Source organism: Neobacillus sp. B24 (genome assembly GCF_055381825.1).
Map to the genome: position 1 here is coordinate 3,404,509 of NZ_AP035777.1, position 25,863 is coordinate 3,430,371.

The 25,863-nt window shown below is 40.8% G+C and carries 29 protein-coding genes; 10 read left to right on the top strand and 19 right to left on the bottom strand.

Annotated elements, in window-relative coordinates; translation table 11 throughout:
* Positions 1-10: 10 nt before the first annotated feature.
* From ACZ43M_RS16695 to ACZ43M_RS16725, 7 genes are all read right to left on the bottom strand, one after another.
* Positions 11-559 carry a short-chain dehydrogenase gene (locus tag ACZ43M_RS16695; RefSeq protein ID WP_464503671.1) on the bottom strand — a complete coding sequence of 183 codons (549 nt, stop codon included), beginning with the start codon at positions 557-559 and terminating at the stop codon, positions 11-13.
* Between the two features lie 141 nt (positions 560-700).
* Complete coding sequence (locus ACZ43M_RS16700) at positions 701-1,003, bottom strand: MTH1187 family thiamine-binding protein (protein WP_464503672.1); 303 nt, start codon at positions 1,001-1,003, stop codon at positions 701-703.
* Positions 1,004-1,052: 49 nt separating this feature from the next.
* Complete coding sequence (locus ACZ43M_RS16705; RefSeq protein ID WP_464503673.1) at positions 1,053-1,187, bottom strand: hypothetical protein; 135 nt, start codon at positions 1,185-1,187, stop codon at positions 1,053-1,055.
* Positions 1,188-1,201: 14 nt separating this feature from the next.
* Entirely contained in the window at positions 1,202-1,633 is a 432-nt protein-coding gene (locus tag ACZ43M_RS16710; protein WP_464503674.1) for a DUF2383 domain-containing protein, read from the bottom strand.
* A 109-nt stretch (positions 1,634-1,742) separates the two neighbouring features.
* Entirely contained in the window at positions 1,743-2,006 is a 264-nt protein-coding gene (locus tag ACZ43M_RS16715) for a CGCGG family putative rSAM-modified RiPP protein (protein ID WP_464503675.1), read from the bottom strand.
* A gap of 62 nt (positions 2,007-2,068) precedes the next feature.
* Positions 2,069-3,166 carry a threonine aldolase family protein gene (locus tag ACZ43M_RS16720; RefSeq protein WP_464503676.1) on the bottom strand — a complete coding sequence of 366 codons (1,098 nt, stop codon included), beginning with the start codon at positions 3,164-3,166 and terminating at the stop codon, positions 2,069-2,071.
* Between the two features lie 78 nt (positions 3,167-3,244).
* Positions 3,245-3,898, bottom strand: a complete 654-nt coding sequence (locus ACZ43M_RS16725) for a histidine phosphatase family protein (protein WP_464503677.1) — start codon at positions 3,896-3,898, stop codon at positions 3,245-3,247.
* A 175-nt stretch (positions 3,899-4,073) separates the two neighbouring features.
* Here ACZ43M_RS16725 and guaC point away from each other — a divergent pair, with 175 nt between their 5' ends.
* A complete protein-coding gene (gene guaC, locus ACZ43M_RS16730) occupies positions 4,074-5,057 on the top strand; it encodes a GMP reductase (protein ID WP_464503678.1) in 984 nt (327 codons plus the stop codon).
* A gap of 338 nt (positions 5,058-5,395) precedes the next feature.
* Here the strand turns inward: guaC and ACZ43M_RS16735 are convergent, their stop codons facing one another.
* The 5 genes from ACZ43M_RS16735 to ACZ43M_RS16755 all read right to left on the bottom strand — a co-directional run bounded on the left by ACZ43M_RS16735 (position 5,396) and on the right by ACZ43M_RS16755 (position 9,563).
* Positions 5,396-5,890: a DUF456 domain-containing protein gene (locus ACZ43M_RS16735; protein WP_464508043.1), complete on the bottom strand. Its 495-nt coding sequence runs from the start codon at positions 5,888-5,890 to the stop codon at positions 5,396-5,398.
* Between the two features lie 108 nt (positions 5,891-5,998).
* Positions 5,999-6,493 (bottom strand): hypothetical protein, encoded by a 495-nt coding sequence (locus tag ACZ43M_RS16740; RefSeq protein WP_464503679.1) that lies wholly within the window; start codon positions 6,491-6,493, stop codon positions 5,999-6,001.
* 76 nt (positions 6,494-6,569) lie between these two features.
* Positions 6,570-7,298: a MurR/RpiR family transcriptional regulator gene (locus ACZ43M_RS16745; protein WP_464503680.1), complete on the bottom strand. Its 729-nt coding sequence runs from the start codon at positions 7,296-7,298 to the stop codon at positions 6,570-6,572.
* Positions 7,299-7,518: 220 nt separating this feature from the next.
* Complete coding sequence (locus tag ACZ43M_RS16750) at positions 7,519-8,481, bottom strand: alpha/beta hydrolase (RefSeq protein WP_464503681.1); 963 nt, start codon at positions 8,479-8,481, stop codon at positions 7,519-7,521.
* Between the two features lie 257 nt (positions 8,482-8,738).
* Entirely contained in the window at positions 8,739-9,563 is an 825-nt protein-coding gene (locus tag ACZ43M_RS16755) for a formate/nitrite transporter family protein (protein ID WP_464503682.1), read from the bottom strand.
* 302 nt (positions 9,564-9,865) lie between these two features.
* On the opposite strand from ACZ43M_RS16755, the gene ACZ43M_RS16760 reads away from it, so the two are divergent.
* Together ACZ43M_RS16760 and ACZ43M_RS16765 are read left to right on the top strand one after the other, a co-directional pair.
* Positions 9,866-10,054: a hypothetical protein gene (locus ACZ43M_RS16760; RefSeq protein WP_464503683.1), complete on the top strand. Its 189-nt coding sequence runs from the start codon at positions 9,866-9,868 to the stop codon at positions 10,052-10,054.
* 141 nt (positions 10,055-10,195) lie between these two features.
* The gene (locus ACZ43M_RS16765) at positions 10,196-10,978 is read left to right on the top strand and encodes a Cof-type HAD-IIB family hydrolase (RefSeq protein WP_464503684.1); all 783 of its coding nucleotides are present in this window, start codon (positions 10,196-10,198) and stop codon (positions 10,976-10,978) included.
* Between the two features lie 51 nt (positions 10,979-11,029).
* Here the strand turns inward: ACZ43M_RS16765 and ACZ43M_RS16770 are convergent, their stop codons facing one another.
* A complete protein-coding gene (locus ACZ43M_RS16770; protein WP_464503685.1) occupies positions 11,030-12,058 on the bottom strand; it encodes a threonine aldolase family protein in 1,029 nt (342 codons plus the stop codon).
* 407 nt (positions 12,059-12,465) lie between these two features.
* On the opposite strand from ACZ43M_RS16770, the gene ACZ43M_RS16775 reads away from it, so the two are divergent.
* Together ACZ43M_RS16775 and ACZ43M_RS16780 are read left to right on the top strand one after the other, a co-directional pair.
* A complete protein-coding gene (locus ACZ43M_RS16775; protein ID WP_464503686.1) occupies positions 12,466-13,155 on the top strand; it encodes a cell wall hydrolase in 690 nt (229 codons plus the stop codon).
* Positions 13,156-13,174: 19 nt separating this feature from the next.
* A complete protein-coding gene (locus ACZ43M_RS16780; protein WP_464503687.1) occupies positions 13,175-14,011 on the top strand; it encodes an RMD1 family protein in 837 nt (278 codons plus the stop codon).
* On the opposite strand, the gene ACZ43M_RS16785 is transcribed toward ACZ43M_RS16780, so the two are convergent.
* The 4 genes from ACZ43M_RS16785 to ACZ43M_RS16800 all read right to left on the bottom strand — a co-directional run bounded on the left by ACZ43M_RS16785 (position 14,012) and on the right by ACZ43M_RS16800 (position 15,967).
* On the bottom strand, positions 14,012-14,233 hold the full coding sequence (locus tag ACZ43M_RS16785) for a hypothetical protein (protein ID WP_464503688.1): 222 nt from the start codon (positions 14,231-14,233) through the stop codon (positions 14,012-14,014).
* A gap of 17 nt (positions 14,234-14,250) precedes the next feature.
* Positions 14,251-14,424: a hypothetical protein gene (locus tag ACZ43M_RS16790; protein WP_464503689.1), complete on the bottom strand. Its 174-nt coding sequence runs from the start codon at positions 14,422-14,424 to the stop codon at positions 14,251-14,253.
* An 86-nt stretch (positions 14,425-14,510) separates the two neighbouring features.
* A complete protein-coding gene (locus ACZ43M_RS16795) occupies positions 14,511-14,750 on the bottom strand; it encodes a hypothetical protein (protein ID WP_464503690.1) in 240 nt (79 codons plus the stop codon).
* 107 nt (positions 14,751-14,857) lie between these two features.
* A complete protein-coding gene (locus ACZ43M_RS16800) occupies positions 14,858-15,967 on the bottom strand; it encodes an FtsZ/tubulin family protein (protein ID WP_464503691.1) in 1,110 nt (369 codons plus the stop codon).
* A gap of 247 nt (positions 15,968-16,214) precedes the next feature.
* Here ACZ43M_RS16800 and ACZ43M_RS16805 point away from each other — a divergent pair, with 247 nt between their 5' ends.
* Together ACZ43M_RS16805 and ACZ43M_RS16810 are read left to right on the top strand one after the other, a co-directional pair.
* Positions 16,215-16,877, top strand: coding sequence for a DsbA family oxidoreductase (locus ACZ43M_RS16805; RefSeq protein ID WP_464508044.1), 663 nt, complete (start codon positions 16,215-16,217; stop codon positions 16,875-16,877).
* 646 nt (positions 16,878-17,523) lie between these two features.
* A complete protein-coding gene (locus ACZ43M_RS16810; RefSeq protein ID WP_464503692.1) occupies positions 17,524-19,287 on the top strand; it encodes a DUF4153 domain-containing protein in 1,764 nt (587 codons plus the stop codon).
* Positions 19,288-19,341: 54 nt separating this feature from the next.
* Here the strand turns inward: ACZ43M_RS16810 and ACZ43M_RS16815 are convergent, their stop codons facing one another.
* Complete coding sequence (locus ACZ43M_RS16815; RefSeq protein ID WP_464503693.1) at positions 19,342-20,358, bottom strand: NADP-dependent oxidoreductase; 1,017 nt, start codon at positions 20,356-20,358, stop codon at positions 19,342-19,344.
* A 189-nt stretch (positions 20,359-20,547) separates the two neighbouring features.
* Between ACZ43M_RS16815 and ACZ43M_RS16820 the strand changes: the two genes are divergently transcribed.
* Complete coding sequence (locus tag ACZ43M_RS16820) at positions 20,548-22,851, top strand: TOTE conflict system archaeo-eukaryotic primase domain-containing protein (protein ID WP_464503694.1); 2,304 nt, start codon at positions 20,548-20,550, stop codon at positions 22,849-22,851.
* Positions 22,852-22,939: 88 nt separating this feature from the next.
* Positions 22,940-24,004 carry a sulfite oxidase gene (locus ACZ43M_RS16825; protein WP_464503695.1) on the top strand — a complete coding sequence of 355 codons (1,065 nt, stop codon included), beginning with the start codon at positions 22,940-22,942 and terminating at the stop codon, positions 24,002-24,004.
* Between the two features lie 352 nt (positions 24,005-24,356).
* On the opposite strand, the gene ACZ43M_RS16830 is transcribed toward ACZ43M_RS16825, so the two are convergent.
* The gene (locus ACZ43M_RS16830; RefSeq protein ID WP_464503696.1) at positions 24,357-24,869 is read right to left on the bottom strand and encodes a GNAT family N-acetyltransferase; all 513 of its coding nucleotides are present in this window, start codon (positions 24,867-24,869) and stop codon (positions 24,357-24,359) included.
* A gap of 299 nt (positions 24,870-25,168) precedes the next feature.
* Between ACZ43M_RS16830 and ACZ43M_RS16835 the strand changes: the two genes are divergently transcribed.
* The gene (locus ACZ43M_RS16835) at positions 25,169-25,840 is read left to right on the top strand and encodes a Dph6-related ATP pyrophosphatase (protein ID WP_464503697.1); all 672 of its coding nucleotides are present in this window, start codon (positions 25,169-25,171) and stop codon (positions 25,838-25,840) included.
* The last annotated feature ends 23 nt before the right edge of the window (positions 25,841-25,863 follow it).

A 25,863-nucleotide genomic window follows, 5' to 3' on the forward strand; every position in this document is an offset into this window, starting at 1 on the left:
ATTCCCCCTTCTAATATGGCTTTCTGTTTTCCGGTTCCAATACGCCAACCAGATGATACTGCTTATCTTTCGCAATGGCCTCAATGACACCGTTTGAAATCTCCTCATTTGTTAGCCATCGGGAGGTATCACGGTTTAAGATAAATCCAAGCTGAACTTGGTGATAACTGCAGTTATCGGTCAAGCTTAATCCCATCCTGATCTCCTCGTGATTCGCGCGGCTTCCAATAACCTGAAACAATCTCCATGGCTGATCATTTGCCACCTTCCGAGATATGGTTTCCAATACTTTTTTAAAAGGTGAATGAATCCAGACAACCACCAATTCCAGCGGGCCATTCCTCTCTATCGTCCATCCTATTCGGTCTTTAAGCAAAATCTCCTGGCGATAATCAACAGATAACGTTGTGATATTAGTTGGGTCACTGACCTGATTCTTAAGGTGATCCAACCGTTCTTGATTTCTCCCAATCACCGAGACATGATAGCCCTCCTTCACCAGCCACAACGTCGCCGCTGAAAGCATCCCACTGCCGCCAATAACTAAAGCATGTTTCATACTACGCACTCGCTTTCTTTGAAAACTATAATCTACTATTCTTGAAAAACTATGAAAAATCCTTTTTACACCTATCAGTTTACATAATACATTTATGAAAAATAAAAAGAAGCCCGCCACCCGACGAGCTTCAGATTTGCCTTATAATTTTGCCTGTACCGACTGCAGCTTTCGCTCCATTGTATTTTCCTTGTCGCGCCGATCATCAATACGGAGATTGGTACAGACTCTTTGCAATCCCTTCTGGAATGGAACTTCGTGCACTTCCTGGACAATCTGCAGCAGTAATTTCAAATCCCCTTCGATTAAGGTACTCATTGGCGTTAGCTTGTATTTCACTCTTCCTTCATATTGTTGAAGTACCTTATGTATTTCTGCGACATAGTCGCTAACGCTTGGGGTACCCGTCCCGACCGGTATTACCGTAATATCAATAATCGCCATGCTGCTTCCTCCTGATTAAAAACTTCTACCTATACTAGCATAGCATGTTTTAGATCTTTTCATCATTCTTAAAATCGGAAGAATCATTATAATCATAACGGAATCCATCTTTTTGCGCCGGAACGCTCTTATTGTTCTGTACTTTGCTTTGTTTATGATTTTGTTGATTATTAGATGACTTCACAATCATCAGCCTCCTTAGTGCAATAATTGCCGTAATTCCTCAGCGTGCTTACGGCTCGTATCAATGACTTCCTCAGCCAACCTTTGACTTTCCGGGTCCAGGTCTCCCCTTACCAGCTCTTCCGAATATTGAACCCCGTATTGCTCCATGCCCTTTAACGCATCTTCAATAATCTCCGACGTATCGTCAGAGAGCATCATCTTATGCATATAACTATGCATCTTGCCAGTGACCCCTTCACTGTCGGAAGGAACACCGTTTAAATTTTGAATTCGCTCCGCCAGTTTTTGGGCGTTCTGCTTTGCTTCCTGCTGCATACTTTGAATCTTTTTCTTCACATCTTCTTGATGCAGTTTTTCGATGTGATGTTCCAAGGCATGAATCCCCATATAGATCCCGCGAAGCAGGGTATTTAATTCTTCAATAACGATGTCCTCGTTTCTCATCCTCTCACATCCTCCACGTTTATTATGAGGATTTTTTACAAAAATATCCTATGGCTGCAGTTTGCAAAAACAAAAAAGGCCAGGCACATTTGATGTACCTGGCCTCTTTTCATTTGCTCTTCCAAACCCGCAACACATGACCGCCACAGCCGCATTGGTCTATGTACTTCACGTCAACCTCATTTCCAAACTTCAACAATAACTCGTTCGTTAAGTATTCATCCGGGTTGCCGAAGCTTGCAGGAGTGACCACATTCACATAATATCCCTTTGCTGTCTCTTTAACAGCATCTATTGCATCACCAATCACTAAATCCCGGTCATGCTCGTATTCCTCATGTTCGAGTGAGATTGACCAATTCTTTTCCTTCATGAAAAATCACCTCTAATCTTTATTTTAAAAGGAAACCCAAAGACACGAGGTGATGTACATCATTATTGTTTCGTTTTTTTCATTTTTTGACTTAGTTGAGCAATAGCATTATAAAATTTTTCAATATCCATCCTTCCAAACGAATCCCCGATACTAATTTCAAAATAACTGGTAGTCTCTGTCACTTCGCGTACATAACTGGATAACCCGACACCAATTCCCAGGCAAATTTCAGTTAAAATCCGCTCCACTTCCTGTTTCGGAGCTTCAAAATGGACGTGAAACATATTGGAGACAGGCACTTCTGGCAGTGTTGAAACACCAAAACAACGATTAAAATGCAAAGCAACAATCTTAGCTGCTTCATAATAGCGTTCCATTTTCCCAATCCGTTTGTCGAAATAGTAATCCGCACTTAGATAATAGGGATAAAGGCTAATTAGGTCCCCGCCATGGCGCCGCTTCCACACCTTTGATTCCTCGATAAAGTCCCGGCCGCCGGCAAGAACTGCCCCAGCAATCCCGCCAATGCCCTTATAAAAAGAAATATAAACACTATCAAACAGGCGGCAGACTTCAGCAGCACTTTTTTTATAAAAAGGCAGGATTTCAAATAACCTGGCCCCATCCAAATGCAATTTGATTCCTTTTTCCTTACAATAAGCTGAGATTTTTTCAAGTGTTTGATATTCAGGCAGCTGCCCGCCAATCTCTCGCTGCGGCAATTCCAAAAGCACACAGGAAACCTCTTCGGCCATTCCTGCTACATCTTCAAATTCTATCACTCTATCTTTTTCTGATAATAAAACTGACTCTATCCCATGCAACTCTTTTAATCCATCTTCCTCATGAATCTCCAAATGGGACAATGGGTGATACGCGACTTTTTTCACGCCTTTTTGATCGCACCAAATCCGCAGAGCGATTTGCTGAGCCATCGTCCCGCTTGGAAAAAATACAGCCGCTTCCTTCCCTAAAATACCAGCCATTTTCTCCTGGAAATCCTCAATCAACTTCCCTTTTCCGTACATTTCACTCTCCAGCTGCTCATCTAAATCGTTAATAACCTCTTTTAACAGCCCAATATTTCTTGGACCGTGTCCACCCAATTGGTACTTTGTTTGTTTAAAAGCCTCTAGCAAACTGTTTTTTACGGACATTTTTCCCCTGCACCTCTTTTTGAGTTTTTCTTTATTAGGCTCCATTTTCAAATAAAACCGCCAGATATCTGGCGCAATTTATTGGTTAAATGAAATCACTTTAAATGTGTTCCCGAGAAACTCCAATTCCGAAACACTTGAATTTTTGATTTCCATCTCATTGCTAAATTCATCAGAAAATTTACTTAGGATATTTCTAATTACAACCCCATGTGTCACTAGTAAAATATTTTCGTTGTTGCCTCGGCAATTGGCCACTACCTCATTTAGCCCTCTCTCAATCCGGTCCCAAAGTTCCTGGAAATTTTCAGCATGATGATAGGAGTCCGATTTTTTCATGAGGTTCATAAAGTCTTCGATACTATATTTATTATGTAAATCCACAAAATCAGTAACGCCATTATCCTGAGCAATCTTTTTCCAGACAACCTCAGAATATTCTCCCTCAAAACCGCCGAAAAACATTTCACGAAAGTCTTTTCTTCTGTTGATTTTCAGGTGATTGCTATGGTGATTTTGCTGCAGGATTAATTCGGCGGTTTCTAAAGTCCTACCTGAATCGCTGGTATAAACGTGGTCAAATGTTACATCCGCGAGTCGTTTTCCTGTTTCAATAGCGATTTCCTTACCCTCTTCGGTAAGCGGGCTATCCGCCCAGCCTTGCATTTTCTTATAGCGGTTTAAATACGTCTCGCCGTGTCTTACTAAATACACTTTTAATTTTTTATCCATTTTTACACCTCACTTCAACTATTCTAACGCTTTTGGTTAATACAGACAATTTTGGAAAAACTGAAGATGATTTCAGAAATGTTTTGACAAATGAGTGAACATGTTGTAAATTAACAAATGTACGAACGATAACAATTAAATTTTATATAATATTCGTGTTTAGGGGTGTTTTTCCATGGATGTAGTATTTGACTACGAAGATATTCAACTAATTCCTGCAAAATCGATCGTTAATAGCCGTTCTGAATGTGATACAACTGTCGTCTTCGGCGGCCATACATTTAAATTGCCAGTCGTCCCTGCCAATATGCAAACGATTATTGATGAAAAAATTGCAACTTACTTAGCCGAAAATGGATATTTCTATATCATGCACCGTTTCCAGCCTGAAACCCGTCTTGCTTTTGTAAAGGACATGCAGGCACGAGGGCTGATAGCTTCTATTAGCGTGGGTGTAAAACAAGGCGAATATGAATTCATCCAGCAGCTGGCTGATGAAAATTTGACACCTGAATTTATTACCATCGATATCGCTCACGGTCATTCCAATGCCGTCATTAATATGATTAAGCACATTAAGAGCCTTTTACCTGGCAGTTTTGTGATCGCTGGAAACGTAGGAACTCCAGAGGCTGTAAGAGAATTGGAGCATGCTGGCGCCGATGCAACAAAGGTTGGCATTGGACCAGGTAAAGTATGTATTACAAAAATTAAGACCGGATTTGGTACCGGTGGCTGGCAGCTGGCGGCACTAAGATGGTGCGCAAAAGCCGCAAGCAAGCCTATCATTGCCGATGGCGGAATCCGCACCCACGGCGATATCGCAAAATCTGTTCGCTTCGGGGCATCGATGGTGATGATTGGTTCTTTGTTTGCCGGTCATGAAGAATCACCTGGAGAAACGGTTGAACGAGATGGAAAGCTATATAAAGAATACTTCGGTTCGGCTTCCGAATTCCAAAAAGGCGAACGCAAAAACGTCGAAGGCAAGAAAATGTACGTAGAGTACAAAGGCCCGTTAATCGATACCTTGATCGAAATGGAGCAAGACTTGCAGTCCTCCATTTCCTACGCAGGCGGAAACAAGTTAAAAGACATCCGCACGGTAGATTATGTAGTCGTCAAGAATTCGATTTTTAATGGGGATAAGATCTATTAATGCTGCAAAAGCCTGTTTCTCCTATTATATTGGAGAGCAGGCTTTTTTTTAGAAATATCTATATTCATTCAACCAATCCATATATATCCAAATCAAGGACAATTTCACTACATTCTTATACGATTTTGTCTTTAAGAAGCCCGTTCAAAGACATTTTTACCTTTTTCTGGAGGCAATTTGTCTTTGATATTCCAAAAATACCCATATCAAAGACATTCCCGTCTCTTCTATATGCATTTTGTCTTTAATAGGCTTGATCAAAGATATTTTTTCAAGTTTCTCGAAGAAACTTTTCTTTAAAAACCCCACATTTCCATGATTCTATTGCTTTCCGTCTCTTAAAAAATCACATCCGCTACAAAAACGATAATCATAATCAACTGGATAACACCCTTTGCAAACGTGCCGCTTAAAAAGGCAATTAAAGTCGCAAACGCCACCTTCAAAGACTCCGAAAATGATTTCTTTTGCACCAATTCCGCAAGTAAAACCAAGACAAACGGAACAATGATGACGCCAAACGGCGGAATCACAAAGCTTCCGACGATCAGGCCGACCGTTGCTGCCCTCATCCCCCATTTAGAACCGCCTGCCCGATCGACAAAGTGAAGATTAGCCAAATAATCTGCCACGAACAATACAACCGTCAGCAGCACGAACATCGTCCAGGAAATCCACGAAAGTTCCTCAGAATTAATCCCAAAATGATAAACTGCTACGCCTGCCCAAATAACCAGGACCGAAGGGATAATCGGATAAACGAGCCCAATGAAACTAACAATAAAGCAGGCAACGATAATAACCCATAAAATAACGTCCAGTATCTCAATCACCTCATCCAAGTATTTACCCTCATCATAACAGGAAATCAGGAATTTCATAAATATATACAAAAAGGAATCGCAGCCTAAAGTACTAAAGCTGCGATTCCTCCACTTTTTCTAAAATTGCAGTTCATCCTTCTTTGGCTGGGCTGCCTCTTTTTCCTGATTATTGGTTTTGAAAACGTCTTTTGAGATGCTGTTTAATTTTTTCAAAAACCGATTAAACCCAAAGCCGACAAAGAACGCAATGCTAATTGGCGCATAAGGGGTTTTGTCATAGTCCACAAACTCAATTAATAATATCCCGCTCTGGATTAACATCACGGCTATAACGGCTGTCCCTGTTGCAAAGATAGGATAGAAAATGTACATAACCCAGTGGCGGTAGTCGTTTAGCTCCCCTTCCATGTAATGGGAACAGAACATGTACAGATGGCGCAGAGAGCCGCCGATTGCTCCTGCAAAGAAATAATACAGGAATATTTTGATGTCCGTAATGTAAGGGAGCATTTTTTCAAGCATGCCTACCCACAGCATTCCCACTGCTAAAAAGCTGCCGAAAAATAGCAACAATAGATAGGACAGAATAACAGCTTTCAACCATGTCTTCAAGCTATCACCCCCGCATATGTTGCTTTAAACTATGCGGCAAATTCGATTGAGGTGCTATTTATAAAAAGGACAGTGCTTATTCCTCAGTCAGCTTCTGCACTTCTCTCGCTGTTTCCTCAAGGATGTAGACAACGGGTACTTGCGTGGTAATATTCGAACGTTGAAACCACTCTTCCGTTACATAATAGGAAATATTTATATCGGCCACTTTGCCAATCGTACAATGTTTATTATTGGTGATGCTGATAATTTTGCTGCCTTTTTGCTTTAGTTGATTGATATGAGAAATCGTGAATGAATTTTCTCCTCCAACTGACAGAGCAATCGTTGTACTGTTTTCAAGAAAATTCGCATGGATTGGCATATACGGATCCTTGACATACATCGAGAATTTCCCCAAGCTTGAAAAATATCTCGCCCCATACTCTGCCAATATCCCGGAACTCCCAGAACCGATAAAAATGAGATTGTCCGATCTCACAATCAACGAAGCAGCCTCCCTGATTGCCCCGTCAAGGTTGCCATTTACTGTTCGTTCGAAAAATTCGTTAAGAGCATATTGGCTGCTTTTGACTTTTCGGTCATCATTTTCATCTAAATACATTTTTAGTTTGACTTTGAATTCCGAGAAACCTTCGCAGTTTAATTTTCGGCAAAACCGCAAAATCGTTGACGTTGAAACATGTGTTTCATCCGCCAAATCACGAATCCGCATGTAGACCACTTTCTCGCCATTTTTACAAATATAATCATATAAGGAAGTTTCTAATTCATTAAAGCTTGCAATAACATCACTTGAGAACACGAAATTACCTCCAGAACTATCTATATCTCTATCTTAACACAAAGGTGAAACAACATGTTACTCATATGTAACAAGTTCCTTTCGGTGGAATTTGCACCTAAATGCCGGTAGGTGATTTACGATTGTTCCAAAACACATCGATATGTACTGCAGCACAGAAGAGGGTGTCGCCTTACACCCTCTTTTATTTAAATAGGTGAAGCCCAGTGCCCCACCCTTGTTAATTCATATACTTATTGACAAAGTTCCAAATCGTGCCCCAATATTTCTCCGGGTCCACTTTCTCCGCTTCACCGTGCCCTGCGCCAGGTATCGTCAATCTCTCCTTATCAACCTTTGCTGCTTCGTATATATCATTTAACTCCGAGTAAGGAACGAAGGAATCGCTTTCCCCGTGAATAAATAACATCGGTGTGTTACTTTTTGCCACCTGTTCCACCGCGGAAGCCTCGTTTAAATCGTATCCAGCCCGAATTTTTGTAACCGTATTGGCCGCGTTCATGACCGGGAACTCCGGCAATCCAAATAGGTCGTCCAGCTGATAGGTGAATACATCCATAACCGAGGAATAACCGCAATCCTCGACAATCACCTTAACATTGCTAGGCAGCTCTTCGCCAGAAGTCATCATTACCGTCGCCCCGCCCATCGAAACTCCGAATAATAAAATTTCAGCGTCGGGATCTTGTTCGATGATCTGGTCAATCCAAAGCAGCATATCTTTTCGGTCATCCCATCCCATGCCGATATAGTCTCCCTCGCTCTCCCCGTGCCCTCTTAGGTCCGGTGCCAGGACATTATAGCCTTGATTGTAAAAATTTCGTATCCAGCGTGTCATTCCCTTGCCATTCATGGTGTATCCATGTGCGACAATTGCCCATTTATGCCCTGCATCATTATTCTCATAAACCCAACCATTTAATTTCAAATGTAATTTGTCGGATGATACAACACTCCATTTACTTGGCTGATGGTTACTGGAGAATTCAGCATCATCGAGCTTGTTTTCTTCCGCAACGGCTGCATTAACTGCTTCCGACTGGGCCAAATGAGGGTTGCCAGTCAGAAAATCCTTCTCCTGGTGGGGGTTTAGTGCGAAATTATAAAAATAGTTTCCAACCAAAAAATAGGCTGCTACCAAAAGAATCGCAACTACCGGGATGATGATCTTAATCTTCTTCATAGAGGCCTTCCTTTACTTAAATATGATATTTATATAATACCAAAAAATTGAAATATTTGTAGATTCCTATAATATGGGGTGCAAGACCAGTGGGACCAGGGATTGAGAATATTCCGCCCGTTGTGGCATTTGTCATCGGGGTAATGGTTGCTGAGGGCTTAAAACATCTGCGACACGCTAATCTTAAATGCCAATCCAAACACACTATTAAAAAAATAAATAAATGGCGAGATTCCCCATCTCGCCATCGCCACCCTCTATCTGCTTCCGCTTTTCACCATTGGCTGCACAACGGGACTGCTCTTAAAGGCAGGCTCTTTTTTCTTATAGGCGTGGTAGTAAGCCATCCCTATAAATACAACACCGCCAACGGCATTTCCTAAAAATACAGGGACAAAGTTTTGCAGGTACTCCATCCAAGTAAAGTGTCCGGCAAAGATGGCTGCAGGAATGACAAACATATTGGCGACGACGTGCTGGAAGCCAATGGCAACAAACGCCATCGTCGGGAACCAAATGCCGAGAATTTTTCCGGACATATCTTCTGCTCCATAGGAAAGCCAAACCGCAGATGCTACCAGCCAGTTGCAGCCAATTCCCGAAAGGAATGCCAGGAGAAATGATGCCTCCAGTTTATGTTCCGCAACATCGATCGTTTTGTCCAAAAATACACCAGTTTCGGTTAAGCCAATCAAATGACCGAAAACATATGCGACAAAAATGGCACCGACAAAATTACTTACCGTGACCAGCAGCCAATTCCACGCAACCTGTTTAGTGGATACTCTTTTCGCGAACCGCGCCAACGGCACCGCCATCATGTTTCCGGTTAACAACTCACCTCCCGCAAGCAGCGTAAGGATGAGACCAATCGGGAACAAGGAGGCGCCAATTAAACTGCTTAGTCCCTGCAAGCTCTCCGGCAGCGTTGCTGTTACACGGATAAACAGCAGATAACCGAGTGCGATAAAGGCCCCTGCCTCAAATCCTAATATCAACGTTTGCGTTGCAGCATATTTTGTTTTCTTCACTCCATTCTCAACGGTTATTTCCATGATCTTTTCCGGTTTGCTAAATGCCATACCTATCCACCCTATGCAAATTAAGTTTGTGAAATAATTAACATAGTTATTCTACATCACATTCCCTAAATACGCTGTGAACAATTTATTAATTATTTATGTAACAAAGTTCACAATTCAACGTAATTCTCATCCCACTCCTTCAATTGCCCTTCAATACAATTCGCCACATGTAACAGGAAATTATTTTACTACCATAAATCGATTTGTTCTATAAATAGAGAAAATTTAAACGTCTGCTTTCCTAATAATGAAAAATCAAGTATACTGGATTAACTACACAGTATAAGGAGATACTTACCATGCCAGAAAATTCTGCATCTGAAAAAAAGAAAGTCAGCCTGCAAGAGCTAATGAAGCAAAAGCTTGAAAACAAAAAGAATCAAAATGCCTCTGAGAATGGAAAAGCAAATGGCAGTCTTTCAACGCAAAAAATGAGAAGCCAGCAAACGAAGAAGCCTAGCAATACCCGGAGAAAAATGGGCAGCTAATAAATGGGCAGAATTCAGTTACATTGAAAAGCATTCAAGGTCACACTTGGATGCTTTTTCATTTTTTTCTGAAATAGACAACATGATATAATTATAGGTATAGTGTAAACAACAAGTATGATTGAATTTAGGAGTGTAAATATGAATTACAAAGCAGTCATCTTAGATATTGACGGAACTATCCTTCCCCATGGGCAATCAGTAAGTCACGCCACAAAAGACGCTATCGAGCGGTTAAAAGCAAAGAATATAACAGTAGCCATCGCGACTGGGAGAGCGCCTTATTTTTCTAGTGCGATTGTCGAGGAAGTGGGTGTCGATTCGGCGGTCTTTTTTAACGGTTCCCTTGCGTATTATGAAAAAAAGGAAATCTACCAAAGCCCGATAGAGAAGCAGTTTTTGGAAAGATTACATGGTTTGACTAAAGAATATCAGCATCCGCTGACATTTTTAAGCAATCAAACCTTCAAGGCAAGCGATTTAAATCATCCATATATTGTGGAATCTTATCAGCATGATGACTGGAAGCCGGAATTGGCGTCACCTAGTTTTTGGCTGGAACAGGATATCTTCCAATTATTCCTCCACTGTGATCAGGAAGAAGAACAATCCTATCAATCTCAAATTCCTGAACTAGATTTTCGGAGATGGACTTCAACCGGAGCGAAAGCCTGCGATGTCAATATGTCCAATTCAAACAAAGCAGTAGGAATTGCCAAGCTGCTGGAGCGTCTCGGCATCGCCCCAGATGAAACCGTTGCGTTCGGCGATGGCATGAACGATATCGAAATGTTGTCATTCGTGGGCATGGGCGTTGCCATGGGATCTGCGCAAGAGGAACTGAAGCGTGCGGCCAACATGGTTACACTCTCTGCGGAAGAAGATGGCGTTTGCCACGGATTGGAACGTCTCGGTCTTATTTAAAAAATGAAAATCCATGCCATTAGATCAACGATGGCATGGATTTATTTTTTATTACTGCGCCAATTTTTTATAATCCTCAATAAAGGCTGCGACCTGCTCCTCCTTCGTCGCCCATGAAGTAACAAGGCGAATCGCTGAGTGTTCGTTATCGACTTTTTCCCAAACATGAAAAGCATACTTCGTTTGAAGCTCGTTTATCACTGCGTTCGGCAATATCGGAAAGATTTGATTGGTTGGTGAATTCGTTAGAAACGTAACATTGTCCTCGCTCAGTTCCAGCTTGAGTAAAGCTGCCATTTTGTTGGCGTGGTCCGCCAATTCAAAGAATAGGTTGCCTCGGAACAGTTCATGAAACTGAATCCCGAGCACTCTCCCTTTTGCAAGCAGTCCGCCTTTTTGCTTGATGTGGAAGCGGAAATCAGCTTTAAGAGACTCGTTGCAAATCACAAGGGCCTCTCCAATCAGCGCCCCGTTCTTCGTCCCGCCAATATAAAAGGCATCGACAAGTGCCGGAAGCTCAGCCATCGTAAGGTCATTTTCTGAGGAGGTAAGAGCCGAACCGAGCCGCGCCCCATCCATGTATAAAATAAGATTATTCTTGCTGCAGAAATCTCTCAATTGTTCCAAGTCATTCCTTTTATAAATGGTCCCAATTTCGGTTGAGTTGGAAATATAAACTAGTTTTGGTTTAACCATATGCTCATCTGTATGGTAATCAAGTACGCCTTGAAGAAGGTCAGTGCTTAGTTTCCCGTCTTTACTATCGACAGAAATAACTTTGTGCCCGGTGGCTTCGATCGCTCCGGTTTCATGAGTGAAAATGTGACCCGAACTTGCGGCAATCGCGGCCTCATGCGGTCTCAAGAATGCAGCAATCGCGGTCAGATTGGTTTGCGTCCCGCCCGATAAAAGATGAACATCGACATCAGTTTGTCCGAGTCTTTCCTTGATGAGCTCCACTGCTTTTTTAGTGTAGCGGTCCTCGCCGTACCCTTCCTCCTGCTCCAGGTTGGTCTCCATTAACGCCTTCAATATTTGGGGATGCGCCCCTTCACTGTAATCATTTTTGAAGCTGTACATTGTGTTTTCCTCCTCGTTGTAACGGTTTCGCAGATATATTTGTTTTTTCGCAGATATATCTAAATTGTCGCAGATAAATGAGGACTTTCGCAGATATATCAGAAAAATCGCAGATATCATTCAATTTTCCGCAGATAAAATCATTTTACCGAAATCCCACACCATTTTAAAAGAGAAACATCCCCTTATTAGGTAGAATTCTACGTAATTTTATTGTAATTCTACCAAATTGCAGAGGAATTCTACATAAACACATGCGAATTCTTCAAAAAATCAGAACAATTCTACGCGTTCCCCATGGAATTCTACAATTTGTCTCTATCATGTAACCTAACTGTAATACTAATCTATTTTTTCCTTTCATAGAAATAGAAAACAATACGAGAATTGAACCTGGAGGTATTTCTATGAGAAAACTAATTGCAGCACTAACTTTAGGAGTTTCACTGTTATTTGCAACACCAGCACTCGCAGCATACAATGTGCAAACTGGGGACACGATGGATAAGATTGCCAGAGATCATAATCTTTCATTACAAGAGATAGCACAACTGAACCCGCAAATCAAAGACTTAAACTTGATATATGTTGGACAAACCGTACATATAAATAAACCAGAATCATATTCCGATACCACAGTGACAACCTTGGCCGACCTTGAAACCAGAGTTCATACCGTAAAGGCTCGAGCAGCCGCCACAACCCCCGCTTCCGTGAACGCAGTTAAAGCACCATCGTTTTCGCAATCCGAAATCGACCTGCTGGCAAGGCTCGTCCGTGCTGAAGCTGAAACCGAGCCATATGATGGCAAGGTTGCTGTTGCCTGCGTAGTCCTAAATAGAGTGGAAAGCGCAAAGTTCCCCGATACTATCAAAGAAGTTATCTATCAAAAAGGGCAGTTTCAACCGGTGAGGAACGGTCAAATCAACAAGCCGGCCAACGAAGATTCTATTAGAGCGGTTCATCAAGCGTTGAACGAAAGTAGAACACTTGCACAAGATTCGTTGTTTTTCTATAATCCTGCGATTGCCACCAGCCGCTGGCTCGATTCCAGAGCCACAACCATTATCATTGGTGATCATGTATTTAAAAAATAGCCGGAAAGAGTGATAAACCATGAAGGCGATGACCTTCAAAGCATTTGCAGTCGTTAATGAAATTGATCTAAACAAAATCGCGATTCACTGCGGCATTCCGAAGAAATTCACCTGGGAAGAGCCTCTCGTCCTAAAAGGCAGTATCCTGGAGGCCATCCTCGGCCGGAAATTAACCTCCGGACAAATGGTACTGATTTTCTCCTTCGGCAGTGTGGTTTTTATCAATCAGGCCACCCCCGATGAGACCACGATACTATTAAAATACATTCAGTCCTTCGAACCGGATGTTGATCTCATAAACGCTGACCGTTACACCGATGACTACAGTCTTCATATCCACGAAAACGAAGACCTGGAACTCGCGGACGAATATGTGATGGTCCCTGAATATGAAGATTTTTATCCTGAATTAATATCAACCGTGCTTGCAAAATCGGTAGCTCTCGAAAAAACGGAGGAGCAGCTTGGAAAAATCCATGACAAGCTCGAAACGATGATTGACCGGCTCGAAAAAGGCAAGCTGAGAATCGGTAATAAAGAGCTGGCGAGAACTACGGCAAAAATTGTCCGGCACGAATACAACACTCTTGCCTATATTATGATTCTCGACAAACCTGATATCACCTGGACAAGCAGCAGCGCAAGTGAATTTTACGACAAGATGATAGAATTTTTCGAGCTAAATGACCGCTATAAAATCCTGAAAAGCAAAACAGATATTTTGTATAACATTATGGATGGTTTTTCTACCATCAGCCACTCCATCCGCGGCCTATTCGTGGAATGGATTATTGTCATCCTAATCCTATTTGAAATTGTCCTAACACTTTTGGATATTGCCGGACTGCTTCCTTAATCAAATTTTCTTCTGGACTTCTTCCCTGATGGATTCCACCATTTCTTCCGGCAAATCCGCCGGGAGAGATGTACCATTCTCAAAAGACCAGCAATTGATAATTTCAAGATCACTCTTCTTAAAAGTAATACTATAGTCTTTATGATGATGTTTAAAATCAACCGTCACATACTCTTCTGAGTCAAAATCGTCATCAATAATCATGTTGGTGATTTCGTACATTTCGATTCTCCTCTAAGTCATTTTGCAAACAATATTCTTATTTCGTTCTCCGCCTCAACCATCCGGCCAAACCGGTAACCTTCAATCAGCACATGACGCTCATGAGCATCCAGACGGCGGTTCCATTTCTGCTCGAGATAATAAATCACTTCATTATAAAAAATATCCGAGTACTCTAATGGCTCGTTCACGATCTTTCAACTCCTTAACGCAATACTATTCCCCCATACAGTCTAGTCATTTTTTTCAAAATGGATACAAAAAAACTTGGTTCAATTTAACCAAGTTTTTGCCGGTATGAATACATATAGATTTTTTCTGCCACGAAACTGGCAACACAGCCGATTACGAGAGGAATCAACGAACCGGTTGTCGTAAATTTGAAGCCATCTTCATTACTGATATATTCATGAAGAAACATTAACCAAGGAATGGTAAATAAATGGCCTATCAAATAAAGGGCTCCAGTCGTCACAAATAAGGCGGTAAACGCAATGATGAAACTTTTCAACTTCAAATCAACACCTCCAATCACATCACTTGTTGGTAATATTATACATTACATTCCCCTGCTGCGATACTACAATAAAAGAACATCTCCCCTAAAGGAGATGCCCTGAATGATTATTTCTGATACTTTGATAATTTCGATGTCACGCCCGTGGGTTTCCGTTCCGGCGGCTTCGCCTTCAGGTTGGATGCCCATGATACTTGTGATTCATATCTCTCCGAATGCTCCTTGTTAACCAGAAACTGCAATCGCTCTTTATTTTTTTCCAACGACTCTTCTAAGACTTGCATTCGGCGGCGCGGGAACGATAGACCCGCCAAAATCATCGTGACCGTTGGGTCTGTATCCGATATATACGTTCCTTCAAACAATTCTACCGGTTCTCCAATTCTTTCAAAAATTGCCGGTGCACTTATGAGCTTCGATACTTGTTCCGGCCCTTCATAAATAAGACCAGCACGGATAACACCAACAGTGTCGACCGGACAAAATATGGTGTTTGCCCAAGAGCGTTGAATGATAGAGGAAATATCTGCAGTACTCTTGGCATCGGTTACCGTTGCAGAGGAAATAACCGTAACTCCCCTAGTATTTAAAATATTCATAAGATCCGTTTCATCAAAATTGCCGTATAACGAGCTCTTTTGTGTCACCTGCAAGACGTAGCCGATTGCCTCCATGACCTGACGATTGGAGGATAAATAGATTTGCTGCTTGCTGGACTGCGGGTTAGTCTTGCGGACTTGATCGTTGTCTACGAGAAATACAGACGAGATTCCTTCAATTTTAGAAACCTGCTCGATGCACTCCGCCGCGTTGATTCGGTTTCCGGCGAGGACATTCCGCTCCGGGACCACAGCAATCGCACCAACGTTGATGCCTGGCAGCTGGTCTAACAAAATATCAATTAACAGCGGACTCATTCCGGAACCAGTTCCGCCATCCGTCGAAAATGCAACCAATAACAGTTTGACGTTTTTAAACGATTTTTTCACAAAGTCAATCAGTTCGCGATAATGCTCGTGAACTGCTTTTAAGCCAATAGACCTGTCCTGCCCCGCTCCATTATATCCGGGGACAAAATATTTCTTTTCCACCTTCGTGTTAGCTGCCCCATCTCGTTGATTGGTGTTGATAAGGGCGGTTTGAAAACCCATCGTCGATGCGATTTCAGCGATATTTCCTCCTGCCTGACCTACTCCCAAGATGCCTATTGATTTCAATTTATCGCCTCCTTGTCTAGTAGATAATACTCAAGCTTCCAGCAATTTAGACTTGTTTTCTTGAAAAATAATGGTTGTCCTTCGATTTCCGGTCTTATTTTTCATACCAATAAAAAGTATTTCGAATTCAAAGCAAATAGTTGGTCAATTTCGTATGAAATAGGTATACTAAATAAAATCAACACCAAGGAGGTTTTCCACAATGTTAATTGAAATGTGGACCGATTTTGCTTGACCATTTTGCTATATTGGCAAGAAGCGTCTGGAGGACGCTATTCAGAAAGTAGATTTCCCTGTCGATGTTGTTTATCGCTGTTTTGAATTAGACCCATCCATGTCAAAAGACGTGCCATACAATATGTATGAAGGGCTTGCTAAAAAATACGGGATGAGCCTTGAGCAGGCAAAGGCAAACTGCGACAACATGGAGCGGATGGCCGAAGATACCGGATTAGAATACAATCTAGATCAAGCCATCTTAACCAATACCTTTGACGCTCACCGCCTAACGATGTTTGCTAAAAAACAAGGCCTAATGAAACAAATGACCGAGGTAATACTAAGGGCATACTTTACCGAAGGAAAGCACATCGGGGATCATGATACATTGATACAATTGGCTGAGGAAGTAGGGTTGGACGGTAATGCCGTAAAAGAAATGCTGGCTGGCCAGGCTATGAGTGATGCGGTTTATGCAGATGAAACTCAAGCACAGCAATACGGTATTCGCAGCGTTCCATTCTTCCTTATAAACAAAAAATACTCACTCACCGGTGCACAGCCTACTGAAACCTTTGTCCAAGCACTAAAGCAGGTTATGGCCCAGGATGGACCTTTCACACCTTTAGACCTTGGCGGACAAGATGGTCTCAACTGTGATGAAAACGGCTGCGAAATTCCAAAAAAATAATGAACAAGCTAAAAAAGCGCCTGCAAACAGGCGCTTTTATTTATAATTCCAATAAAAATCAGCGTAACAACACAACATTACGCTGATTTTGATAGGTGTGCTTTTTCCCTCAATAATTGCAGTTTCTGATTCTTGGTTAATCTTCGCCAGATTTTAACTTTAAAATTCATTTCAAGGCCTCCCTTAACTGCGAATATCCCTAAAACCTAAATGACAGTTTTCTCTCATACAATATTCATTTTTCGCCATATGCCTGCAAATTTGTTTGTTATGTATTTATTTTAACAGGCATGGCCCATTGGGGAAATTTGAAAATATCGACGTTATTTCTCCCTTTTTTACAAAAACTTCCTAAATTCTATATGTGACTCCGCTTTTGAAAAGAAATTGTAGACAATCCATGTCTTTCAGTGTCAAAAATTAAGGTAAAAAAATTTGAAGCAATTTGTCTGAATTGTGACTAAATATTGACAACAAAAGAAAAAATCCAAAGAACCATCGTAATTATGTGGAATCTTTCACAAATTACGAATCATCATTATCTGAAAAATGGTAAAATATATACAGAGAAGTCTGCTTACTTTGCTATGCTTCGCAATATAATGGGAGAATAAGGAGTCAATAAAAATATGAGGGGTTGAATAAAATGAAGTGGGTAAAAAAGCTTCAGGACAAACTATCAGGATTGACTGATGCCGTTGCCCGTTTTCCCTTAAGTACAGTTTTCCTATTGGGTGCAGCCTTGATCAATGCCTACCTGATTATTAATGAGCAGAACGACTCTACCTATCTGTTTACGTTTATAATGGGTGCGTTCCTCGGTGCCGTGTCGCAGGCCGCTTATGAACGTTTTTTTACCAAACTAGCTCATCGGCTGATGTTAATGGCTGCAGCTATCTTGCTTACAGCGGGATATTACCTCATCATTCAGTCCGTTCCAACGTTGGGTCTGGAAATACAAATTAGAACATATATCGCTTTGTTTACACTGCTGATTGCCTTCATTTGGATTCCAACGATAAACAACAGTATCAGTTTTAATAAAAACTTTATGATCTCCTTCAAGTCATTCTTTCATTCTCTGTTCTTTTCTGGTGTTATTTTCGCAGGGGTTGCGATTATTCTCGGAGCAATCGATTTGCTGATTGTTTCCCTGAATTATAAAGCATACCCGCAAGCAGCCAATATCACGTTTCTCCTGTTTGCGCCCATGTATTTCCTGTCGCTGATTCCGGTATATTTGAACACAAACCAGAAAGATCAACAACAGGCTATTGAGAAAGCAGCCCGCTGTCCAAAGTTTTTGGAGATTCTCATCTCTTATATCGTCATTCCGTTATTAAGCGTTTTTACACTAATCCTAGTGATTTACCTAGTCAAAAATATCGGCGGTGAATTTTGGAGTGATAACCTGCTTGAACCTATGATTGTTTCCTACTCCATTACGGTTATATTGGTATATATATTGGCTAGTGATATTGAAAATAAATTCACCACTCTTTTTAGAAAGATTTTTCCCAAAATACTTGTGCCGATTGTCGCGTTACAAATAATCGCCTCCTTTATTACCCTAAGTGATACAGGTCTTACACATACGCGTTATTATGTCATCTTATATGGTATTTTCGCGGTTGTTTCCGGCATATTATTAAGTTTCTTGCCTGTCCGAAAAAACGGTGTCATCGCCGCGCTGCTGATCCTGTTTTCGGTCATTTCAAGCGTTCCTCCTGTTGACGCCTTCACCATCAGCAAAAATAGCCAAATGAAAACGGTGGAAGAAATACTTGTGAAAAATGGGATGCTCCAAAACAATAAACTGAAACCGAAAGAATCAATCCCTGATAAAGATCAAGAGAAACTCACAAACGCCATTCAATATTTATCGATGATGAATTACACCGATGAGATGCCGTTTTTGCCAAAGGATTTTGATCCCTATAAGGATTTCCGCCCTACTTTTGGTTTTGATCCATATAACGATCCTGGAAAATTCGATGACGTCCCCTATACTATTGTTCAAGTAAAACAACCAACCCCATTAAAAATTACTGGCAGCGATTTCTTTATTCAGATGGATATTTCATCTTTTAACGGCAGCAGTAATGAGGAATTTCATTTTGAAAAAGATGGAGAAGAATATTCACTTTCAAAGGATGTGAGTAATAAGGAAACAGAGATTAAGCTCCTTAACGAAAGTAAAGATGAAATTTTAATATTTGATACAGAGGAGATATTGAATAAATTCTCAACCTATAAAGGTGAAAATTTTATCACTGCAGATAAAGCCACCTTCACGAACGAGAATGATCAAGCAAAGATAACCTTAGTCATACAAAATTTAGAGTTTCAAAGGGAAACCAGCCCAACGTCTATCTCGGCCATGGCCTATGTTTTCATAGAGATAAAATAAAATCTCTCCAAAAACCAAATGAGCTGCGCAAAACAGCTCATTTGGTTTTTAAAATTATTCATCCGCTACTTTTACTAATTGTTTTCCGATATTATCGCCGCGGAACAGCCCGAGGAACGCATCAACTGTATTTTCAAAGCCTTCCACGATATTTTCCCGGTATTTAATTTTTCCTTCTTTAACCCACTGGGAGAGCTGTTTCAAACCTTCCTTATTATGTTGGGCAAAGTCCGAGACAATAAAGCCCTTCATTAGTGAACTGGTTGTCAGCAGCTGGCCGGCCACACGTGGTCCAAGCTCCCGATTTTCAAGATTATATTGCGAAATCTGCCCGCAAATAATTGTCCGCGACTGGAAGTTGATTAAGGACATGACTGCATCGCTCACTGCCCCGCCAACATTATCAAAATAGACATCAACTCCATTTGGGCATGCTTCCTTCAGGGCTTTACGAAGGTTCTCGGCTGTTTTATAATTGATTGCCGCATCAAAGCCCAATTCCTCTGTTAAATACGCACACTTATCATCACCGCCGGCAATCCCGACGACACGGCAGCCCTTAAGTTTGGCAATTTGACCGACAATCGTACCGACAGCTCCAGAGGCACCAGACACCACGACTGTTTCCCCTTCCTTCGGCTCTCCTATGTACAGCAGTCCAAAATAAGCGGTTAATCCTGGCATTCCGAGGACATGAAGTGCAGTGGAAACGGGACCCCACTCCGGATTAATTTTTCGAATAGTACTGCCATCCGAAACATTGTACTCGGCCCACTCTAAGCGACCATCCACATATTGGCCGACTTCAAATCTTGAATTCTTCGATTCTATAACCTTCCCGACCATGCCGCCAAGGAACGGCTCGCCGACTTCATACGGCTTGGCATACGATTTCGCATCCGACATCCGCCCGCGCATATATGGATCGACAGATAGATAAAGTGTTTTGATTAACACTTCTCCCTCCTGAATCTCCGGAACCGTTTCTTCAACCATCTTAAAGTTACTCTCATCTGGCATCCCCACTGGCCTGCTCGCAAACAATATTTTCCGATTTACACTATTCGCCATATAACCCACTCCCTGTTTAGTTATTTTCCTCTAAAGAAGTGTATTCCTGGTGCTTGTTAACATGTTCTATTTTTATGGGGGAAATCCCTGCCATTTTACTGAAAAAGCGAACTCATCCTATGGTTTCAATTTTATGTTCCTATAAAATTGGCTATAATTATCTTAAATCAATTTAATAGAGGGATTTCAATGCAAAACCTTGAGCGAAAGTTTCAGCAAGCTTTACTAGAAATTGAAAAACTAAAAAAAGAGAATCAACAATTAAAAGAAATTTTATTATCTCATAATATAGATTATCACCAACTAGATTCCACAAAGAATTCTATGAGGGAGCAAGCCAAAAAAGCAAAATTAATGGAACGAATCCAGATTTTCAAAAAATTTTTTAGAGGGAGAACTGATGTTTTCGCAGTTCGCTGGGAAACTAGCGATGGAAAGAAAGGATACTCTCCAGCAAAAGATGGCAACGACCAATATCTGGCACTCAACGATCAGGTTCTATATAATCATTTAATTGGGAAACAAACAATCGGAATCTATCCACTTCTAAGAGACGAAACATGTTGGTTTTTAGCGGTTGATTTTGATAAAAACAATTGGCAAAAGGACGCGCTAGCATTTCTTAAGACTTGCCAAGAATTAAATGTACCTGCTTGTATGGAACGTTCTCGTTCCGGAAATGGCTGTCATTTATGGATTTTTTTCGAACAGGCAATTCCGGCTGCTGTTGCCCGTAAACTCGGGCATCTGTTATTATCTCGAACTATTGAAAATAACCATGAGGTTGGTATGAAGTCGTTTGATCGTTTTTTTCCAAATCAAGATACTCTTTCTAAGGCAGGACTTGGGAACCTTATTGCCCTCCCACTACAAGGTACAGCGAGAAAATTAGGGAACAGCATATTTGTTGATGAAAATTTTAAGCCATTTAATGAACAATGGCTGTTTCTCAAGGAAGTAAGAAAAATGACCTTGAATGAAGTTATTCGTCTCACCGTTGGTTTTGAACCGCCTATAATCGATACTCACCCCAAGCAGGAGGTAAAGGTACTTCCAAAAACATTAAAAGTCATCGAAAAAAATGGATTATATATTGAAAAAGCTAAACTCCCGGCTTCGTTTATTCAAAAAATTATAGGGATTGCCGCTTTTAATAACCCTGAATTTTATAAGGCACAGGCAAAACGGTTATCGACCAATCTAATCCCACGAAAGATTAAATGTTCCGAGGAAACAAAGTATTCTCTTATCCTTCCTCGCGGATGTAAGGAAGAATTATTTTCCCTATTATCGGAGCATTCAATTGACGTAGAATTTCAGGATGAAACTAATCATGGACTAGAAATTTCTGCCAATTTCCAAGGAACATTGAGACTGGAACAAGAACAAGCCGTCTCTAAATTGTTAGAACATCATAATGGAATTTTATCCGCCACCACAGGATTCGGGAAAACAGTTGTTGCTGCCGCCTTAATTGCTGAACGGAAGGTTAATACGTTGGTGATAGTACACCGCAAACAATTAATCGACCAATGGAAACAAAGTTTATCCAGCTATTTGGATTTAAAACTGAAACAAATTGGCCAAATTGGTGGCGGTAAAAATAAGCAGACAGGGATTATAGATATCGCAACTATTCAAAGTCTGAATTATAACGGAGAAATAAAGGACCTAGTTAAAAAATATGGCCAAGTCATTGTTGATGAATGTCACCACATTTCCGCCTTTAGTTTTGAGAAGGTGTTAAAAGCGGTTACTGCCAAATATATATACGGCCTAACCGCAACCCCAAAAAGAAAAGATGGGTTGCAGCCAGTCATGACCATGCAATTGGGTCCGATCCGCCATAAAGTTACTGCAAAAAATCAGGCAAAGGTTCGTCCGTTTGAACATATTCTGGTCCCAAGGTATACAAACTTTAAAATTAAAGAGGAAAATCAGGATATTCAATTCCTTTTCAACCAAATCACAAAAGACGAACAGCGAAATCAAATGATTTTTGACGATGTTCTAAAAGAATTGGATCAAGGCTCTGTTCCAATGATTCTAACCGAAAGGGTTGAACATGCAATCGAATTGCATAGCCGCTTTCAAGGTTTTGCAAAAAACATCATTCTTTTAACAGGTCAAATGAGCAAGAAGGAACAAAAGGAAAATTTACGAAGGTTGAATGAGTTGGGTGATCACGTGGAAAGATTGGTTATTGCGACAGGTAAATATATTGGCGAGGGCTTCGATCACTCCAGATTGGATACTTTATTTTTAGTCATGCCTTTGTCATGGGAAGGAACACTGCAGCAATATGTCGGAAGACTGCACAGGCTTCACGATGACAAATATAGGGTGAAGGTCATTGATTATGTTGACCATAAAGTACCTATATTGAAGGCAATGTTCGAAAAAAGAGGAAAAGGTTACAAATCCATGGGCTACAAAGAATTGAACTCGAAGTCTAAGACACCTTCTGAATCGGAGCAAATGAAATTATTTTAAACTGTTGTCCACCCACAGGGTGGCTTTTTTTTGGATTATATTATTCATTTCCAAAATAAAATTTAATAGAAGGAAAGGAGTGAGTTTTTTGCATCCAAATGACCAATTTTTCAAGGTGAAACCTAACCTTACTACTCATAATTTATATCCAGAAAACCAGGAATCTCCCATTCATTTTCTTAAAGGTCTGGAAACACCTGGTTCAAAAATGTACAGAAGAAATCATTTTCCCTACCCCGCCATCTCTAATCAATCTTACTCCCTTTCCATTGATGGTTCGGTAATAACTCCAATTACCTTACAATACAGTCAAATTACTACATTACCCGCCAGAACCGTTACCTCCTTAGTCGAATGTGCAGGAAATAAGCGTGCTTATTTTGAACCAAACGTTTTTGGAGACCAATGGAAAGACGGGGCGATAAGTCAAGGTGTCTGGAAAGGCGTCCCCCTCTCCTATCTTCTGAGCCTCTCAGGTATAAACGAACTCGCACGTGCAATTGTGTTTCAGGGGGCGGATGCTGGTATTAAGAAAGGAAGGCATGTTCATTTTGAGCGAAGTCTTCCGCTTGAAAAGGCATCGGATCATAACATCATCGTCGCCTGGGAATATAATCAAAGGCCGATTCCTGCCAAACATGGGTTTCCTTATCGTCTGATTGTTCCGGGTTGGTACGGCATGGCCTCGGTCAAGTGGCTAAGAGCCATCCATGTCATAGACGAATCTTTTTCAGGGCCGTTTCAAACAGATGATTATGTCTATTATCCAAATAAGGATGATAATCAAGGTGCATTTCCTGTCACGACAAATCATGTTAATTCCATTATCCAGCAGCCTCTAGACAGACAGATTCTAAAACCAGGTGTGCATGATATTTTTGGCTTAGCCTGGACGGGTGAAGGTGTTATTATCTCTGTCGAAATTAGTTTAAACAATGGAGCAACATGGGAAGAGACTGTTCTCTACGGGAATCCCCAACGGTACCAATGGGTACAATGGCATCATTCTACGGTTTTTGAAGAAAAAAAGGAGTATACCATACAGGTCCGTGCATTTGATTCAAACGGCCAAACGCAGCCCGAGCAAGCTTTCTGGAATCGAAAGGGCTATGGTTATAACCAAGTAACACAGATTAAAGTTAAGACTGAATAGCCCAGAAAGCGACAGCCATTTTTCTTCATATTTCTCCAAAAAGTTAACATAAACTTTAACACGACTTCATAATCCTTAAAGGAAAGTATTTTACAGTGTTTTTAAGTGATTGCAAAGGATGGGGAATGATGGAGAATAAAGGTTTAGTATTTTATAACGGAAAACAATATGAAGTCCTTTTTAAGTACAGCTCCGGTTACTGCGAAATCAAAGAAATTGGAGGACTCTATAAGATTGAACTGGTTCATGAATCTGAAATAACAGGTTTAACTTAAAAAAAGAAACTGGGAATGGGTAAGCACCGTTTCCAGCTTCTTTACTGTGCAGACAGCCCTATTGCCGCCTGACACCATCATCCAAATTCTTCGTCTAAGATTGCGTAATAGTACTCATCCCACCATTCATTTCCGTTGGGGATACACTTTTTAAAGTGGCCTTCCCTTCTCATCCCGATTTTCTCCATGACTCGGTAGGATGGAGGGTTCTCAGGTTGACATGTGGCGATGATTCTATGTAATTTCAATTCTTTAAAACCATAATTCAAAGCCGCATATGCTGCTTCGGAGGCATAGCCTTTGTTATAAAATTTCGGATTGAACACCCAGCCAATTTCATAGGTATGCCCTCCAAAAACGTTATAAAAAGCAATATGCCCAATCAAAATATTCTCATCCTTTAACACCACCGCAAACTTCTCGGCTTTATCACCACTATTTTCTTCGACAAACTTTTTTGCATCCTCTTCTGTAAAAACCCCTTCTGGTATGTAGGTCATAACATCAGCATTTGAGGTATATTCGTAGACTGCCTGCCAATCTTCAGCCTCAAACTTTCGGATGACTAGCCTGTTCGATTCGATAAACATGTGTTTTCCTCTTTTCAAAAAGTTTCTAATCTATTAATTCAACAACATTTCAATTTCACCTTTTATAAAGAGGTTCTATTAGACAAAATTTTTGTTAAACGAAGCTACTTGTCTTTTAGATGGCTCCTATTAGACAAAATAACTATTAATTTTAGCCAAAGTGTCTTTTAGAAGCCTTCTATTAGACAGAATTGCTTAGTTATCATAGTAATGTGTCTTTTATATCACGACCGACCAACTGCTCCTAATGAATCTTATGATAAAATAAAAATAAACTATTTTTCCAAAAGGTGATGACTATGAAAAAACAAATTCTCCTGTCCTGGAGCGGCGGAAAGGACAGTTGTATGGCATTAGATACTTTAATAATGCAAGGGTATGAAGTCATATCATTAGTTACAACCAAACCGGAGGCCGAAGACCGGACCTTTGCCCATGATGAACGTATAGAGCTGATTCAATTACAGGGACAAGCATTATCCATCCCGGTCCATTTTATTGAATGTTCATTTGAAAATTATACGGATCAGTTTATCCAGTCCGTCAAAGATTTGAAAAATCAACACCAAATCACAGGAATTGCTTTTGGAGATTTATATTTAAACGAACATCGGGAATGGGGCGAGAAAGTGGCGGCTGAAGCAGGTGTTCAGGCACTCTATCCGTTATGGACGACTAAGGAAATTGCCTTAAAGTCACTGAAGCAATTTGTTCATTCTGGATATCAGGCAGTGGTAGTCCGTATTGGCGATGAAGTTTTGGATGAATCCTGGCTTGGAAGATTAGTAGATGCCTCCTTTTTAAAGGATGTACAAAATACGGCAATCTGTCCAATGGGTGAGTCCGGTGAGTACCATACCTTTGTTTTCGATGGGCCGTTATTTGAAAGAAAGATTCAATTGGAATTGGGAGAAGTTATCAAGTTTGACACATCGGCGAAACTCGATTTTAAAAACTATCAATTAATTTAACAAGAGGCAAGCATAGCCTCTTG

Excerpts from the sequence above, each read along its gene's own strand:
- guaC (WP_464503678.1), top strand. The coding sequence starts at position 4,074 with ATGGATGTAGTATTTGACTACGAAGATATTCAACTAATTCCTGCAAAA.
- ACZ43M_RS16710 (WP_464503674.1), bottom strand. The coding sequence starts at position 1,633 with ATGAGAAACGAGGACATCGTTATTGAAGAATTAAATACCCTGCTTCGC.
- ACZ43M_RS16785 (WP_464503688.1), bottom strand. The coding sequence starts at position 14,233 with ATGTACGAAATCACCAACATGATTATTGATGACGATTTTGACTCAGAA.
- ACZ43M_RS16720 (WP_464503676.1), bottom strand. The coding sequence starts at position 3,166 with ATGTCCGTAAAAAACAGTTTGCTAGAGGCTTTTAAACAAACAAAGTAC.
- ACZ43M_RS16750 (WP_464503681.1), bottom strand. The coding sequence starts at position 8,481 with ATGAAGAAGATTAAGATCATCATCCCGGTAGTTGCGATTCTTTTGGTA.
- ACZ43M_RS16725 (WP_464503677.1), bottom strand. The coding sequence starts at position 3,898 with ATGGATAAAAAATTAAAAGTGTATTTAGTAAGACACGGCGAGACGTAT.
- ACZ43M_RS16715 (WP_464503675.1), bottom strand. The coding sequence starts at position 2,006 with ATGAAGGAAAAGAATTGGTCAATCTCACTCGAACATGAGGAATACGAG.
- ACZ43M_RS16765 (WP_464503684.1), top strand. The coding sequence starts at position 10,196 with ATGAATTACAAAGCAGTCATCTTAGATATTGACGGAACTATCCTTCCC.
- ACZ43M_RS16760 (WP_464503683.1), top strand. The coding sequence starts at position 9,866 with ATGCCAGAAAATTCTGCATCTGAAAAAAAGAAAGTCAGCCTGCAAGAG.
- ACZ43M_RS16695 (WP_464503671.1), bottom strand. The coding sequence starts at position 559 with ATGAAACATGCTTTAGTTATTGGCGGCAGTGGGATGCTTTCAGCGGCG.
- ACZ43M_RS16755 (WP_464503682.1), bottom strand. The coding sequence starts at position 9,563 with ATGGCATTTAGCAAACCGGAAAAGATCATGGAAATAACCGTTGAGAAT.
- ACZ43M_RS16835 (WP_464503697.1), top strand. The coding sequence starts at position 25,169 with ATGAAAAAACAAATTCTCCTGTCCTGGAGCGGCGGAAAGGACAGTTGT.
- ACZ43M_RS16775 (WP_464503686.1), top strand. The coding sequence starts at position 12,466 with ATGAGAAAACTAATTGCAGCACTAACTTTAGGAGTTTCACTGTTATTT.
- ACZ43M_RS16700 (WP_464503672.1), bottom strand. The coding sequence starts at position 1,003 with ATGGCGATTATTGATATTACGGTAATACCGGTCGGGACGGGTACCCCA.
- ACZ43M_RS16780 (WP_464503687.1), top strand. The coding sequence starts at position 13,175 with ATGAAGGCGATGACCTTCAAAGCATTTGCAGTCGTTAATGAAATTGAT.
- ACZ43M_RS16770 (WP_464503685.1), bottom strand. The coding sequence starts at position 12,058 with ATGTACAGCTTCAAAAATGATTACAGTGAAGGGGCGCATCCCCAAATA.
- ACZ43M_RS16810 (WP_464503692.1), top strand. The coding sequence starts at position 17,524 with ATGAAGTGGGTAAAAAAGCTTCAGGACAAACTATCAGGATTGACTGAT.
- ACZ43M_RS16830 (WP_464503696.1), bottom strand. The coding sequence starts at position 24,869 with ATGTTTATCGAATCGAACAGGCTAGTCATCCGAAAGTTTGAGGCTGAA.
- ACZ43M_RS16815 (WP_464503693.1), bottom strand. The coding sequence starts at position 20,358 with ATGGCGAATAGTGTAAATCGGAAAATATTGTTTGCGAGCAGGCCAGTG.
- ACZ43M_RS16820 (WP_464503694.1), top strand. The coding sequence starts at position 20,548 with ATGCAAAACCTTGAGCGAAAGTTTCAGCAAGCTTTACTAGAAATTGAA.